The 14478-nt window shown below is 64.9% G+C and carries 9 protein-coding genes; 4 read left to right on the top strand and 5 right to left on the bottom strand.

Going from position 1 to position 14478, the window contains the following annotated elements; all coding sequences use genetic code 11:
- Positions 1-3: 3 nt before the first annotated feature.
- Complete coding sequence (locus GGR45_RS02560) at positions 4-336, top strand: hypothetical protein (protein ID WP_175313944.1); 333 nt, start codon at positions 4-6, stop codon at positions 334-336.
- A gap of 170 nt (positions 337-506) precedes the next feature.
- Here the strand turns inward: GGR45_RS02560 and GGR45_RS02555 are convergent, their stop codons facing one another.
- From GGR45_RS02555 to GGR45_RS02535, 5 genes are read right to left on the bottom strand one after another with little or no spacing between them, the layout of a single operon-like run.
- Complete coding sequence (locus GGR45_RS02555) at positions 507-1418, bottom strand: restriction endonuclease (RefSeq protein WP_021223368.1); 912 nt, start codon at positions 1416-1418, stop codon at positions 507-509.
- A gap of 3 nt (positions 1419-1421) precedes the next feature.
- Positions 1422-3239 carry an ATP-dependent helicase gene (locus tag GGR45_RS02550; RefSeq protein ID WP_013039020.1) on the bottom strand — a complete coding sequence of 606 codons (1818 nt, stop codon included), beginning with the start codon at positions 3237-3239 and terminating at the stop codon, positions 1422-1424.
- Positions 3226-5016 (bottom strand): ATP-dependent nuclease, encoded by a 1791-nt coding sequence (locus GGR45_RS02545; protein ID WP_013039021.1) that lies wholly within the window; start codon positions 5014-5016, stop codon positions 3226-3228. Before GGR45_RS02545 ends, GGR45_RS02550 begins: the two co-directional genes overlap by 14 nt.
- Positions 5017-5045: 29 nt before the next feature.
- Positions 5046-7598 carry a S8 family peptidase gene (locus tag GGR45_RS02540; protein ID WP_013039022.1) on the bottom strand — a complete coding sequence of 851 codons (2553 nt, stop codon included), beginning with the start codon at positions 7596-7598 and terminating at the stop codon, positions 5046-5048.
- Between the two features lie 52 nt (positions 7599-7650).
- Complete coding sequence (locus GGR45_RS02535) at positions 7651-8661, bottom strand: AAA family ATPase (protein ID WP_013039023.1); 1011 nt, start codon at positions 8659-8661, stop codon at positions 7651-7653.
- Positions 8662-9018: 357 nt separating this feature from the next.
- Here GGR45_RS02535 and GGR45_RS02530 point away from each other — a divergent pair, with 357 nt between their 5' ends.
- Genes GGR45_RS02530 through GGR45_RS02520 form a run of 3 tightly spaced genes read left to right on the top strand, consistent with a single transcriptional unit; the run spans position 9019 to position 14448 of the window.
- Positions 9019-9744 carry an ImuA family protein gene (locus tag GGR45_RS02530; RefSeq protein ID WP_013039025.1) on the top strand — a complete coding sequence of 242 codons (726 nt, stop codon included), beginning with the start codon at positions 9019-9021 and terminating at the stop codon, positions 9742-9744.
- A complete protein-coding gene (locus GGR45_RS02525; RefSeq protein WP_013039026.1) occupies positions 9659-11179 on the top strand; it encodes a DUF6504 family protein in 1521 nt (506 codons plus the stop codon). The genes GGR45_RS02530 and GGR45_RS02525 overlap by 86 nt, the downstream gene beginning before the upstream one ends.
- On the top strand, positions 11176-14448 hold the full coding sequence (locus GGR45_RS02520) for an error-prone DNA polymerase (RefSeq protein ID WP_013039027.1): 3273 nt from the start codon (positions 11176-11178) through the stop codon (positions 14446-14448). The genes GGR45_RS02525 and GGR45_RS02520 overlap by 4 nt, the downstream gene beginning before the upstream one ends.
- Positions 14449-14478 lie beyond the last annotated feature (30 nt).

Raw genomic sequence — 14478 nt, 5'->3', positions numbered from 1 at the left:
TGAATGATTGAAAATCGTGGCGACAATGAGGACGTGTTCAGGCCGCCGATTTCGCGCCAAGGCGACCAAGCGCGGAACGGCCGCTACCGAATGCTTACCCCAGATCGGTTCTGCGGGGCAGATGGAGAAGTCAGCATAATGGGAGCGAAAGGCGCACGAAATCAGCAATCAAGCGAAGGCGAGAACCACCGCCGAACCTGCGCTATTGCCGCCGTGTGTATCCGTCATTCCCACTCGATTATTTCCTACCCGCATAACGCCCTGAAATTGCAGCACAAAATATTTTTCATGACTCGCCATACCGTCAGCCAACCCGTCAAAAACTCGCGCTGCTGAAATCACTGGCTTTTTCGGCCGTCCTTGCGAAACCCACCTTCCACCATCTATCGCCGGACACGGTTTAGAAGCCTCACCGAACGACCCTCAGACCAGCTCCACCGTCTGTACGCTACGCTACGAAGTGCGAGCGACGGCTCGTCTGTGGTTATACCGTCATGGCGGCTCGATCATCCCCCAAGATTCAGGTCCCGCACAGCGACGAACGCCCGGTTCGTCTCGGCCGCACGCCGCTCCTTGGCTTCCAAAACGGTGATGAGTGAAACCTTGCGCGAGAGCACCTCATAGAGGTCGAGCCCGTCAGCGCATATGAGGTTGGTCTGGCGTCCGCGCGAGAACGCCTCCAGCCCCTCGGCCGTGAAGCCGGAATTGCTGACGAACAGCCCGCGCGACCAAGATGCCTTTCCACCGACCTTGCCCGAAAAGGTCATCAGGTCGGCAAAGCCGATCTGAGGCCCATGCCATTTTGCTTCAACCAGGTAGGTCTGACCGTGCAGCTTGAAGCTCCCGTCGATCTGCTCGCCGACGAGCCGAAAAGAGCCGCGCGGCGCCAGCCCGAACCCGGCGAACAGCTCGTTCAGAAAGCCCTCGAAACGCAGACCACGCGCCTGGGGATCGAGCTTGGTGATCTCGATGAGGAGCGCAGCGAGCTCCTGCTCCTTCTCCGCGCCCAGCGTCGACGACGCCTGCGGCGCTCGCTCTGCGGCCTTTGGCGAGCCGAAGCTGCTTAGGAAGCTCGGATCGAGCAGCTCAGGGATCTTGAATTGCACCCCGGGAAGAAGGCTGTTGAGTCGATCAATCTCTTCACGACTGAGCGGATTTCCCTTCCCCCGCCGGTAGGTCATCGCTTGGCGAACGATCGCCACGATCAATTTCGTAAAGCACGACCTGCGCTGTTCCAGCGTCGCGGTCAGGAGTTGAACCATGGCAGGTCGCTTGCTGCCCGGGACCCATAGATCGCCGACGCCAGCCTGTGCGGCGGCAAGCGGAAATGCGGTCCTGTTGTTTCCGCTCCCGGGAAGGAAATCGTAGAGGAGGTCTGCGAGGTCCTCGATCGCCTGAGCTTCACGAAATGACATCATAGGTTACTCGTCCTCCGCCTCCTCCATGCGCGCTTCGAGCTCGTCGAGGAATGGAGAGCGCCCCCAACGCATCCTCCCGCGGGCCGTATCGACGTAGCCTGAATAAAGCATATGGATCTCGTCGCGAGCGCGCGTGAGACCGACGTAGAAGAGCCGGCGGCTCTCGCGGCGAGCAGCGGGCAATTCATTGCGCCACGGCAGACTGCCAAGGTCGAGACCGACCATAATCACGACGTCATATTCGCACCCCTTCGCGGAGTGAAGCGTCAGGAGATTCAGGTGCAATGGAGAGCCGTCCCGCCCACCGAGACTTGCCAAATCGAGGTCGGCAAGCGCGCCTCCAACAGCCAGAGCTGCCGTCATCCGATTCACCTGCTCGCCCTGGTCGGCGAGGCTGGGCTCGCCAGCCATAAGTGCGTCAAGCATCCCGGCTCGTAGCGCCGCCACAAAATCCCGAGCGATCCCCTCCTCGACGCGAAGCGACCAGAGAAGCTGGGTTAGACGTTGCGCTTCATCGCGCGCCTCGGCTTCGGGGATGCGCGCGCGATGAAATCCCAACCAACGATCTAGCAGCCCGCGCAACTGCGGCCGGGCCTCGCGCCAGCCGCCCGCGCACCATGCGGCGCAATCTTCGATCCAACTCGTGAGCGCGACCTTCCGGTAAGGAGCGGCGGTGTCGACACGAACGAAGTCGAGGCCCGCGGCGGCCACCGCTTCCGCCACCACGTCGCCAGCCCGGTAGTCGCGATAGAGGATGGCGATATCGCCGAGCGCTCGCCCTGGCTTTCCCGCAAGCGCCGCGGGGATGATCTCTTCGATTGCATGGGCGGCCTGCCCTTCGAGACCGTCAGCGCACTGCGTGAACTCGATGACGGCCTGCCGGTCCGGGTCGTTGGACCGATAGCCGCGCGCTTCGCCTAGCGCCATCTCGGAGGCGCTGACGATCCGGGCCGCCGAACGATAGTTGAGCCGGAGCTGCACCCGCTCGACGTCGTCCCGCTCCGCAAGGTCCTGCAGGAGCGCTCCATCGGCGCCGGTGAAGCCGTAGATCGACTGGTCGGGATCGCCCACTGCAAACAGCCGAACGCCGCCGTCAAAGGCCACGCGCTTCACGATGCGATGCAAGGCCACACCGAGGTCCTGATATTCGTCAACGGCGAGGACGGGGAACTTCGCCTGCAGCAGCGGGAGCACCCAATCGTGCTCCGAGACGAGCCGCTGCCCGAAAACGACAAGGTCATCGAAGTCGATAAGACCCGTCCTCCGCAGCTCGGCCTCGTATCCTTCCGCCCACGCGGCGAGCTCTGCCTCGCTGGTCCAAAAAATCGAGGTTCGGTCGAGAACCGATCGCCTGTGCCTTCCAAGGTCCATTGTCTTGTTCGGATGACCGACACCGAACAGCCTGTCGCCCACGCGCTTCATTGCCTGGTCGCTCTGCCGAGTCGTGGCGACGGTAAGCGGGAAAGGCACCGGCAAATCGGCAAGCCGGCCATACGGCATGAGGAGATGCCGCAAGCAGAAACCGTGAACGGTGCCGATGAAGAGATTGGAGGCCTCACGCAGGCCTAATCGCTCGAGCCGGCGGGTCAGCTCGCGAGCGCATTCCTGACTATAGGTAATGCACGCCGCACCACGCGGCGCGCGCACGTCCTCGGCCATGATCCTTGCCAGCTTGAGCACCAGCGTCTTGGTCTTGCCGCTGCCAGGACCGGCCAGCACGACACAGTTGCCGGTCGAGTCATAGGCCGCCTGCTGGCCCGGGTTGCCAGCAAGATCGGCCGCTTGGGCGAGATAGGCAGCACTGACGCTACGCAACGGCATCGCGGATGTGCTCCAGCGCCTGCCGGATGTAGTCCGGACATGTATCCACGTCGACGTGGCGGGCGAGCGCCTGGGCAAAACGACCCTTGCCGACCCGTTCGATGAGCGCAATCAGCGCATCCTCGTCGAGCGTATCGGGGTCATCCACCCACCCTTGCAGCTCCTCGCGGGTGCCGTCGCCGATGCTCAATTCTTCTTCGATCACCTCCTGCATGCCCTCGGCAAGGCCGCCGGTAAACAGCTCCGGTTCCAGCGTGTTGCTGTTGACGAAGTAACCGAACGGCTCGGCGCGGGCGATTACAGCGTCCGCGTCGAGACGCCTGTAGCTGACGCCTTCTTCCCGCAATTGCAGCACACTGATCAGGCGACGCCGAACCCGCGGATGGCTGGCGCCATTGGGGTCGCGGTCCGTCAGGATCACGTGCGGAATGTTCAGGCCGTGCGGGCCTAGCAGCTTCACGTAGGGCGTGAAATTCGTGCCGCTGACCGAACAGACCGTGATGCCGAGCATGTCGAGCGGGATATCTAGCGCGTCGGCAAAGGCCGGCACCAGGAACCGCTCCGCGTCGCCCTCGACCAGGATGACACCGCGGGCGAAGAAGATCTCGCCGCGGCTCACATCAATGTAGCGCTGAAGGTCCGCCTCATCGCGCTCGGTAAACGGCGCAGTGGCCGTCGAGACGGCGATCGTCGCATTCGTCTCCGCGTCATGGCGGAGCAAGACGATCGAGCGGATCGGCGTGACGCTGGCGATGTGAGGTGAATGCGTCGTGAGGATCGTCGTCAGCGGCGGCGTATCCTCCTCTCCGTCTGCGCCCGTGCCGAGGAAGTAGCGATAGACAAGGCGCTGAACGTGCGGATGCAGGTGCGCCTCCGGCTCTTCGACGACGAAGAAGGTGTGGTCGCGTTCACCGTCCGTTACGAGCCGATCGAGCTCGAGACTCTTCAGCGCCATGAAAATCAGATTGGCCGTGCCAAGACTGGCGTCGGCAATGCCGCGGGCTCCATTGTCGATCAGCAGGCGCAGGCTGCGCAGCAAGGCGTCGACCCGTGTCGGCGAAAGACCGAGCGTCAGCGGGACCGCATGCTGCTCGCCCGCGATGGCGATCAGCCGCTCGCTGATCCGCTCTGCCGTGGCGACCACTTCGGCATGGCCCTCCAACTCCGCCTGCGCCTCGTTCACCTGCTCCTGAATTTCCGCGCGAGCATCCGCGTCCAGGGAGGTTGCAAGCTCCTCAATCAATGGCCTTAGCGGCGAGTTGCGCCAGCTCGCCAGATCCTTCTCGGCATCGCGCAGCGCAACCTGCACGTCGAGCGGCAGCATTCGCCGTAGCGACGGCCCGATGGACATCTCGGGGTCGTCACCGCCAAAGATGATGTACTCATAGTCGGCTAGGCTCTCCGGATCCCGATCGAGATTGGCCTTCGGCTGAAAGCGGTAGGTAAGCCGCGCGACCATCGGCGGCCCTGGATCGACCACGCAGTCATTCAGATGCGCCATCAATCGCGGATCGTCGGTGAAGTCGGTCAGCTCGACGGCGATCTCAACCGTTTCCCCGAGCTTGTCCTCGCCTAACCCATCCCAGAAGTGCTCCAGGCCGAGCTGGCGATCACGCTCGGACAGGCCCGGGTCGAGAATCAGTTGCAGCGCGCGGATGAAATTGCTTTTGCCGACTTTGTTCTCACCGACGATGACGATGTTCTCGCCCGTCTCGAGGTTGATCTCCGAGAAGTTCGCGAAGTTGCTTATCTTTACGCGCGAAATCCGCACGGTCATTCCCCCCGTTTTTATTCTGAATTGACGCGCTAGCCGAGTAGCACCTCGATCTCCTTGTTCTCAACAAGCGTATTGATCTCACTGTAGAGATCGACATCCTGACCGGGCGCAGAGATTGAAATGACTAGAGCGTACCGCGCTTTGTCAGCCACACGCTTTTGGCCGACGTGCGACTTCCACCATCCGCCGACCGGATAGACCGCGATGGCGTCGTGACCCGCCAGTTCGATCGCCCTGCCGCGCCACAGGTCGCAATGCAGCGACCCCGCCTGGATGGCTTTCGGCCCCAAGAGCCAGCAACTGGCCTCGCCATCGGCTTCGGTGCCGTCCTTGGCCTGGCTCGCGGAAATACGGCTGCGAAACCGGGCCGCCGTCTCCGTGCGCTTCTTCATGTCAAACCGCAGCCCGAAGGAGCGATATGTGTCGGGTCGGGTAGCCGCCTTGCCGGCCAGGTTAGGCTCGATGAAGTACGACAGGGTCACCTTCATCGTGACAATCTCGTTTTCGAGTTTCTCCAACGCTGCTTTCGGCCAAGGCAGATCGTAGAAATGCATCTCATTGAACACGCCGGTCCGGCCGTCCGCACCGATCGCGAAGGGCTGGATCTCCGCCTGCGCGACCAGCGTGGCATCGTTGCGCGCCGAGAGGATGGCTCGATCAATGTCCGGCACGCCATATCCGAACTCGCGGAGCATCTCCTGCTTCTTGCCCTTGGTGGCCGCTTTCCCGGTCTTCCAGTGGGCTCCGGTGCCGATAAACCTTTTCCGGATCGGTTCGGGCCAACGGGCCGAATCCACGGTTAGCGCGCGATGCGTTTCTGCCCATAGGTCCGGCCGAGCCGCTTGCAGGCGGCCGATGAAGTTTCCGGCCATTCCAGCGGCCGCGCTCGTTGCCCAGAACGGCACGAGCGGTTCGGTCGCGACATCGGAGCCGGCCGAGAGAAGAGAAACGGCCGGGTCCCAGCCGCAAAAGCCGGTCGCGTCCGACATCATGTTGCCGGCCTCAAACAACACCTCCGGCTTGATCGGCGTCAGGTCGTCAGGCAGCGACTGCGAGCCACGACTAAACGGACTGCGGTGATTGGCCGGGACGGCGGCCTGCAACACGGGCGGCGGCGCTGGCGGCTGCTCCTTCCGCGTGAAGCCGCCGATGGTAAGGGCGTTCCAGCTCTGTGATGGGTCTTCCAGAGGCTGCGAGGGCAGGACGTCTACCGCCATGCCGCCGGAGACGTTTCCAGTCGCAACGACGATCAGCCTCTTGGATCGCTCCGCGGCCGGCACGGCGTCGTCAGCCTCACCGGGCATGGCACCGGCCGAGATCTGGTCGATCGCTCCGCTCCAAGTCGAAGGCCGGCTGGGTGGGAAATCGGTGGCAGACGTTGCAATGCAGAAGCTCCGCACCGCTTCCGGGCGCTCGATCTCCACTAAGCTGACAGCGCCTTGCGTCACCACTCCATAGCTGGGCGGTTTGGTCGGTGGAAATCCACCAGGCGGCAGCAGCTTCATGGATTCGGCGCCATGCGTCAGATCGACGGGGCGCGCGTCGTTCATCAATGGTTCGAGGTCGCCGTAAAGGACGAGTCCCGCAAGTGGTGTGCCGTGACCGCCGTACGGCTCGTGATCGTCCGCGCCCCAATCAGCATCGTAAGCCCAAGCCCCACGCAAGCCGGGCGCAATCAACGGATGGGCCGCCGTGACACCCGTGTCGAGCGTGCAGACCACTGGAGCGTCCGGAGACGGCGGGCTGACGCGCTGCGCCAGCTCGTCCACCCAATCATGCTGTCCAAAGCCGGTGTCGCCACGATCGAGAAATGGCTCGATCGTTCCTGTTGCCCGGCGTATCTCGGTGATGGCGCCTGGCACGCGCGCCGCGAACGCGGCCACTGCCGCGGCGGCTGCGTGAAGGAAGACGACCGTCGTATCCGGGAAGATCAGGCGATCGTCATGCACATCGATGTTCGCGTTGCGAGCCGCAGCGGCCAGGCGGTCCGCCAGCGCGACCGGCTGGCGAACCCACAACTCCCACCAGAGGATGTCCGGCGCAGCCAGATCCACCACGCCGGTGAACAGTGATCCGACTTCCACCGCCCTGACTTCTTCGATGACCTCGAACCGCTCGACATCGGGACGTCGCTGATTACCGGGATCGCGACCATAGTCAGTGATGCGATTCCGCAGGAAGGCGCGTGCGTCGTCGGGCACGAACAGCAAGGCGCTTTCGGTGCGGTCCTCGTTACGCTCCGATCGCAGGATCACAACGTCCTGCGTTGGAAACTCCAGGGTCGCCGGCACCTTGACGGCCTTGGTCCGCGAGCCTTCCGCCGGCGGCAACGTCGTGACCTCCACGACAGTGCCGGATTTCAGCCCCTGCACGGGCAGGCGCGGATCGGCAGCCGCAACTGGAACGGTCCCCAGCGCCGCAGCGAGCTGGTCGAGGAGCTGCGTGGCGTGCGCCGCATAGTCTCCCCGAAGGGGTTTGCGTTCCTGATTGCGCGAGGGAAAAGTGTAGGCTGCTGTTTCACGAAAGACGTCGATCGCGATATGCGGACGGTCTCTCGCGTCGAAATTATCGGGCTCCGCCATAGGCTCCTACTTCTTCATTCGCGTTCCATTCAATCCGTTCGGCGGAGCCTGCCTAACGGCCGGGTTGGCGACGGAACTTGCCCTTCAACGTCTGTCGATTTTCGAGCGCGTCGCGCAAGGCGTCGGGCGACACCTTCGATGCGCCTTCCAGAATGGCGTCCTTCACGACGGTATCGGCCGCGCGGACCAGCTCGCCCTGGCTGAGCCCTTCAAGCGCGCTTTCAATGCCGGGCCATACCTTCGAAGCGAACTTGAACTTGCCGAGACGGCGTTCAAGAATGCCCCGCGCAGACGCCGCATCCGGCAGCGTATATTCGACCACTTCGTCGAAACGGCGCGCGAGGGCTTCGTCCAGAATCTCGACATGATTGGTCGCCGCCAGCACGAGACTGTCGGTCGAATTCGGTTCCTCCATGAAGGCCAGCACGGAATTGAGAACCCGACGGATTTCGCCGACATCGTTCGGGTCGCCCCGGCGCGCGCCGATCGCATCGAATTCATCGAGCAGATAGACGCCGCGCGTCTGCGCGATCTGATCGAAGAGCAGGCGCAGCTTGCCCGCGGTCTCGCCGAAGAACCGGCTGAACAGCGCTTCAAGCCGTACCGTGAACAGCGGAAGCCGCAACTCGCCGGCCAAGGCCGAAGCCGTCATCGTCTTGCCCGTTCCGGGCGGCCCAACCAGAAGCATGTGCGTGGCCGGTATCTGACCGTGCTCGCGCAGGGTCACGCGCTCCTGCTGCTGGCGTACAACGCGGCCGAGCCGCTTGGCGATCTCGTCGGAGAGCACCATGCTTGAGAGTGCAACCTTGGGATAGGCGCTCTCGACGAGACCCTGCAATTCGCCGCGCGGTCGAGCGAGCGGGATCGGGGTCTGGCCACCGGCCGGCTTGCCAGTCCGGCGCTGATCACGCGCCTTCTGGACAAGCCGTTTCAGCTTCTCAGCATCGTCCGAACGACCCTGGCGAGCTTCCTGAGCGGCGATCTGCAAGGCGATCGACAGGAGCTGGTCTTCGTCCCCGTCGATATGCGAGTTCAGGAGCGCGAGAATTTGTTTAGTCGACATACTCGCCTCCTTTCTTTGGTCTGGCCTCGCTATACTGTTGCTTGCTCAGATGCTTGTGGCTGTCGCTCGCTCCGCGCACGCTATCGGAATCCGTCCAAAAGCGCCACCTTTTCCTCTCTACCACAGAGCTTCCTAACCATTCTTTCGCCCCATGGGGCGTAAAGCCCACCCTGATCAGCGGCTGCCCAACCGGCCGGACCATCGACGGGCATTTCCAGCGCGGGGGAGATTCGGTGCTCGACATGGCGACGGGCCTTGACTCTCTCGACCAAAGATTAGAACAAATGGAGAACATGATGCTGAACCCATTCCCGGAGGTCAACAGGAAGCTTGCGGTCCGAGCCCGCTATAGAGTCTTTGCGCGCGCAGATCGAAAAGATCGAAGGCCGCGGCCGGCGCGCCAAATCGGTTCTCCCCTTCGGGATTGCCGCGATGGACTCGCGTCTGCCAGGCGAAGGGCTCGCCCTCGGCGCGCTGCATGAAGTAGCCGGCGGCGGCAATGGCGCAATCGACGGAGCCGCCGCTGCGCTTTTCAGTGCGGGGGTCGCCGCCCGCACCAAGGGTAAGGTTCTGTGGTGTATCACCAGGCCCGATCTGTTCGCTCCAGCGATCGCGCAGGCCGGGCTGGCGGCCGACCGCGTGATCTATGTCGAAGCGGGCGACGACAAGACCGTGCTCGCCTGCATGGAGGAAGGGTTGCGACATGGCGGCCTCGGCGCTGTCGTCGGAGAGGTCGCTCGTCTCTCCATGACCGCCTCCCGCCGCCTGCAACTCGCCGCTGAAGGTGGCGGCGCCATCGCCATTGCATTGCGACGATGGCGACGTCAGACGGAGGCGGCCGATTTCGGGCAACCGACCGCAGCCATGACTCGCTGGCGGATCTCCGTTCTGCCGTCGACGCCGCTGCCCGTCCCGGGCGTCGGGCGCCCTCGATCGCTTGTCGAGCTGATCCGCGCTCGCGCGGGCGAAAGTGCAGATTTCGAATTGGAGGCGTGCGATGACACGGGTCGTCTCGCTCTTCCTGCCGAGCTGGTCCACCGACCGGCTGCGGCGGAAGGCTGGCGACGCGGCGCATCCGGCTGAGGCGCCGCTCGTCCTGATTGGCCGCGATGGGAACAGGCGGGTGGTGCTGGCGGCAGACGCCGCCGCGCAGGGCGCGGGCCTGCGCGCCGGCATGCCCGTCACCAAGGCGCAGGTTTTGGTGCCGGGCCTCATCGTACAGGACGCCGATCCGGACGGGGACGCCGAGGCGCTCGACCGGCTCGCCGCCTGGCTCCTGCGTTATGCGCCCATCGTGGCACCCGATCCACCGGACGGCATCATCATCGACTCGACTGGCGCCGATCATCTCCACGGCGGCGAAGGCGCGATGCTGAAGGGCCTCATCGGTCGCCTTGCCATGTCCGGGCTCACCGCCCGCGCGGCGATCGCCGACACCTGGGGCGCCGCGCACGCGCTGGCTCGATACGCGGCGCGGCCGACGAGGATTGCGCCACCGGGCCACGGCCGGTCGATTCTCGACCCCTTGCCGCTGACCGCTTTGCGGATCGCCCCATCGACCGTCGAGGGCCTGCGAACACTCGGCTTCCAGTGCATCGGCGATCTGCTGGCGCAGCCGCGCGCGCCTCTCACGCTGCGCTTCGGGCCAGAGATCGACCGCCGCATCGACCATGCGCTCGGAGATCTGGCGGAGCCGATCGAACCGGTCCGACCGTCCGAACTCGTGCAGGTGCGCCGCGCCTTCGCTGAGCCGATCGGCACGGCCGAGACTATCGCGCGCTACATCGGCAAGCTCGTCGTCCAGCTCTGCGCGCTGCTGGAAGAGCGCGGCCTCGGCGCGCGCCGTCTCGATCTCCTCTGCCACCGTGTCGACAATCGGGCTCAGGCGGTTCGCGTCGGAATGGCCACGCCGGTCCGCGACGTCAGGCGGCTGACCCGCCTTCTCTGCGACAAGATCGAGACCATTTCCCCCGGCTTCGGCATCGAGGTGATGACGCTCCGCGCCAGCGACGCCGAACCGCTCGAGCGCAAGCAGGCCGTCAGTTCACTCGTCGAGGAAGCGGCGCCGGACGTCTCGGACCTGATCGACACGCTCATGAACCGTGTCGGCGAGCGCGCGATATACCGCCTTGCGCCGGTTGCGAGCGATGTGCCCGAGCGATCGGTCTGCCGCATCCCGGCGATGGCGGCCGATACGGGGACGAGCTGGCCCGGCCATTGGCCGCGGCCGTCGCGCCTCCTGACCCAGCCGGAGCCGGTCGAGACGGTCGCGCTCTTGCCCGATCACCCGCCGGTATCCTTCACCTGGCGGGGTGTGCACCGGCGCGTGAAGCGCGCCGACGGACCCGAGCGCGTGTTCGGCGAATGGTGGAAGCGCGATGCCGAACTGGCGGCGGTTCGCGACTACTTTCGCGTCGAGGACGAAGCCGGCGAGCGTTACTGGCTGTATCGGGCGGGCGACGGCGAGGACGCCACCACCGGCTCCCATCACTGGTTCCTCCACGGGGTGTTCGGATGACCGCGCCCCGCTACGCCGAGCTTCAGGTCACCTCCCATTTCAGCTTCCTGCGGGGCGCGTCGTCCTGCGAGGAGCTGTTCTCCCAGGCCGCGCTGGCCGGCATCGAAGCGCTCGCGGTCGTGGATCGGAACTCGCTGGCCGGGATCGTCCGCGCCCATCAGGCCGCGAAGACGACGGGCGTTCGCCTCATCGTCGGCTGCCGCCTCGACCTTGTCGATGGCGCCTCAATGCTCGTCTACCCCACCGACCGGTCGGCCTATTCGCGCCTGTGCCGGTTGCTGTCGCTCGGCAAACAGCGCGCTGGCAAGGCCAAGTGCCATCTCGAATGGCCGGATCTCATGGCCTATGGCGAGGGTCTCATCGTCGTCCTCGTCCCCGACCAGGCCGATGCAGAATGTGCGTTGCGCCTGCGCCGCCTGCGCGACGCCTTCGGCGACCGCGCCTATCTGGCGTTGACGCTGCGCCGCCGGCCGAACGACCAGCTCAGGATCCACGAGCTGTCAAACCTCGCCACGCAGATGCGCGTGCCGACCGTGGTGACGAACGATGTGCTCTTCCACGAGCCCGCGCGCCGCGTCCTGCAGGACGTCGTGACCTGCATTCGCCACAACGTCACCATCGACGCCCTGGGCGACCGCCGCGAGCGCCATGCCGATCGGTACATCAAACCGCCCGAGGAGATGCATCGGCTGTTCGCCCGCTATCCCGAAGCGCTCGCCAGGACCTTGCAGATCGCGGATCGTTGCCGTTTCAACCTCGATGAACTGGCCTACCAATATCCGGAGGAGCGCGACGATCCGGCGCTCACGCCGCAGGAAACGCTGGCAAAACTGACTTGGGAAGGAGCCGCTCAACGCTATCCTGAAGGCGTGCCGGACAGCGTGATCGCCGCGCTGCGGCACGAGCTGCGGCTGATCGAGAAGCTCGGCTATGCGCCATACTTCCTGACGGTCAATGCGATCGTTCGCTTTGCCCGATCGAAGGATATCCTTTGCCAGGGGCGCGGCTCGGCCGCCAACTCGGCGGTCTGCTACGTCCTGGGCATCACCTCGATCGACCCGGGACGTAACGACCTGCTGTTCGAACGGTTCGTCTCCGAGGAGCGGCGCGAGCCGCCCGACATTGACGTCGATTTCGAGCATGAGCGGCGCGAGATCGTCATGCAGTGGGTGTTCGACACCTACGGCCGCGACCATGCCGCGCTCTGCTCGACGGTCATCCGCTATCGCACCAAGGGCGCGCTGCGCGACGTCGGCAAGGCGCTCGGCCTCCCCGAAGATCTTATCGGCACGCTGTCCTCGCAGGTCTGGGCCTGGTCGGAGGAAGGCGTCGAACAGCGCCACGTCGAGGCGCTGAACCTCAACCTCGCCGACCGCAGGCTCCGCCTGACGCTCGATCTCGCGCGCCAGCTCATGGGCGCGCCGCGGCATCTCAGTCAGCACCCCGGCGGCTTCGTCCTGACCCATGATCGGCTCGACGACCTCGTGCCGATCGAGCCGGCCGCAATGAAGGACCGGCAGGTCATCGAATGGGACAAGGACGACATCGACGCCCTGAAGTTCATGAAAGTCGACGTCCTGGCGCTCGGGATGCTGACCTGCATGAAGAAGGGGCTGGATCTCCTGGCCGAGCACAAGGGCGTCAATCTCGATCTCGCCTCCATCCCGGCCGAGGACCCGCGCACCTACGCGATGATCCGCAAGGCGGACACGCTCGGCACATTCCAGATCGAGAGCCGGGCGCAAATGTCGATGCTGCCACGTCTAAAGCCGCGCACCTATTACGATCTCGTGGTCCAGGTCGCGATCGTCAGGCCCGGTCCGATCCAGGGCGATATGGTCCATCCCTATCTTCGCCGCCGGGAGGGCCTTGAGCCCGTCCACTACCCGAAGCCCGAGCTGGAGAAAGTGCTCGGCAAGACGCTCGGCGTGCCGCTCTTTCAGGAGCAGGCGATGCGGGTCGCGATTGAATGCGCCGGCTTCACACCGGGCGAAGCCGACATGCTGCGCAAATCGATGGCCACCTTTAAGTTCACCGGCGGCGTCTCGCATTTCCGGGACAAGCTGATCGCCGGCATGGTGGCCAACGGCTACGAGCAGGCGTTCGCCGAGCAGACCTTCAAACAGCTTGAGGGCTTTGGCAGTTACGGATTTCCGGAAAGCCACGCAGCCTCTTTTGCACTGATCGCCTATGCCAGCGCCTGGCTCAAATGCTGGCATCCCGATGTCTTCTGCGCGGCCTTGCTCAATTCGCAGCCCATGGGCTTCTACGCACCCGCCCAGATCGTCAGGGACGCGATCGAGCACGGCGTCGATGTTCGGCCGGTCTGCGCCAACGCTTCGCGCTGGGACTGCACCCTCGAGCCCACCTCGGACGAAAGCCGCTACGCCGTCCGTCTCGGCCTGCGGATGGTCAAGGGTCTCGCGAACACCCACGGCGCCGCAATCGTCTCGGCGCGCGCCGATCAGCCCTACACATCGATCGACGATCTCTGGCGCCGCGCCGGCGCGCCGTCCGCCGCGCTCGTCCAGCTCGCCGAGGCGGATGCGTTCCGTCCGGCGCTGGGACTGGCGCGTCGGGAGGCCCTTTGGGCGATCAAGGCCCTCCGCGACGAACCCTTGCCGCTGTTCGCAGCCGCCTCCGCCCGCGAGGCCGGCGCCATCCCCGAGATCGACGAGCCCGCGGTGGCGCTGCGGCCGATGACGGCGGGCGGCGAAGTCGTCGAAGACTACGGCCATGTCGGACTGACGCTGCGCACGCATCCGCTCAGCTTCTTGCGGGAAGATCTCCAGCGCCGCCGCATCGTCACCTGCGCCGAGGCGATGGCCGCGCGCGATGGTCGATGGGTGGAGGCGGCCGGCATCGTCCTCGTCCGGCAACGCCCGGGCAGCGCCAAAGGCGTCATGTTCATCACGCTCGAGGACGAGACCGGCATCGCCAATCTCGTGGTGTGGACGAAGGTGTTCGAGGCGAACAGGCGCGCCATTCTGTCGGCCAGCATGATCGCCGTGCGCGGCCGCGTGCAGCGGGAGGGCGAGGTCGTTCACCTCGTCGCCCAGCGCATCACCGACCTGTCGGGCGAGCTGGCCAGCGTGGGCGATCGCGACATGGCGTTTCCGCTGTCCCACGGCCGAGGGGATCAGGTTCGGCACGGCGGCTCCGGTCCCGATCCCCGCGAGCTGCCCCCGAAAGGCCTGCGCACCCGGGATATCTACATTCCCGATCTCCACATCGATACGATCAAGGTGAAGACGCGGGATTTTCGATGACCGCCCTTCACGGCGCCCACTGCGACCGCC

Origin of the sequence: Sphingomonas zeae (assembly GCF_014197135.1) — a bacterium.
Taxonomy (GTDB): domain Bacteria; phylum Pseudomonadota; class Alphaproteobacteria; order Sphingomonadales; family Sphingomonadaceae; genus Sphingomonas; species Sphingomonas zeae.
This window is presented reverse-complemented; position numbering and strand designations above follow the sequence as displayed.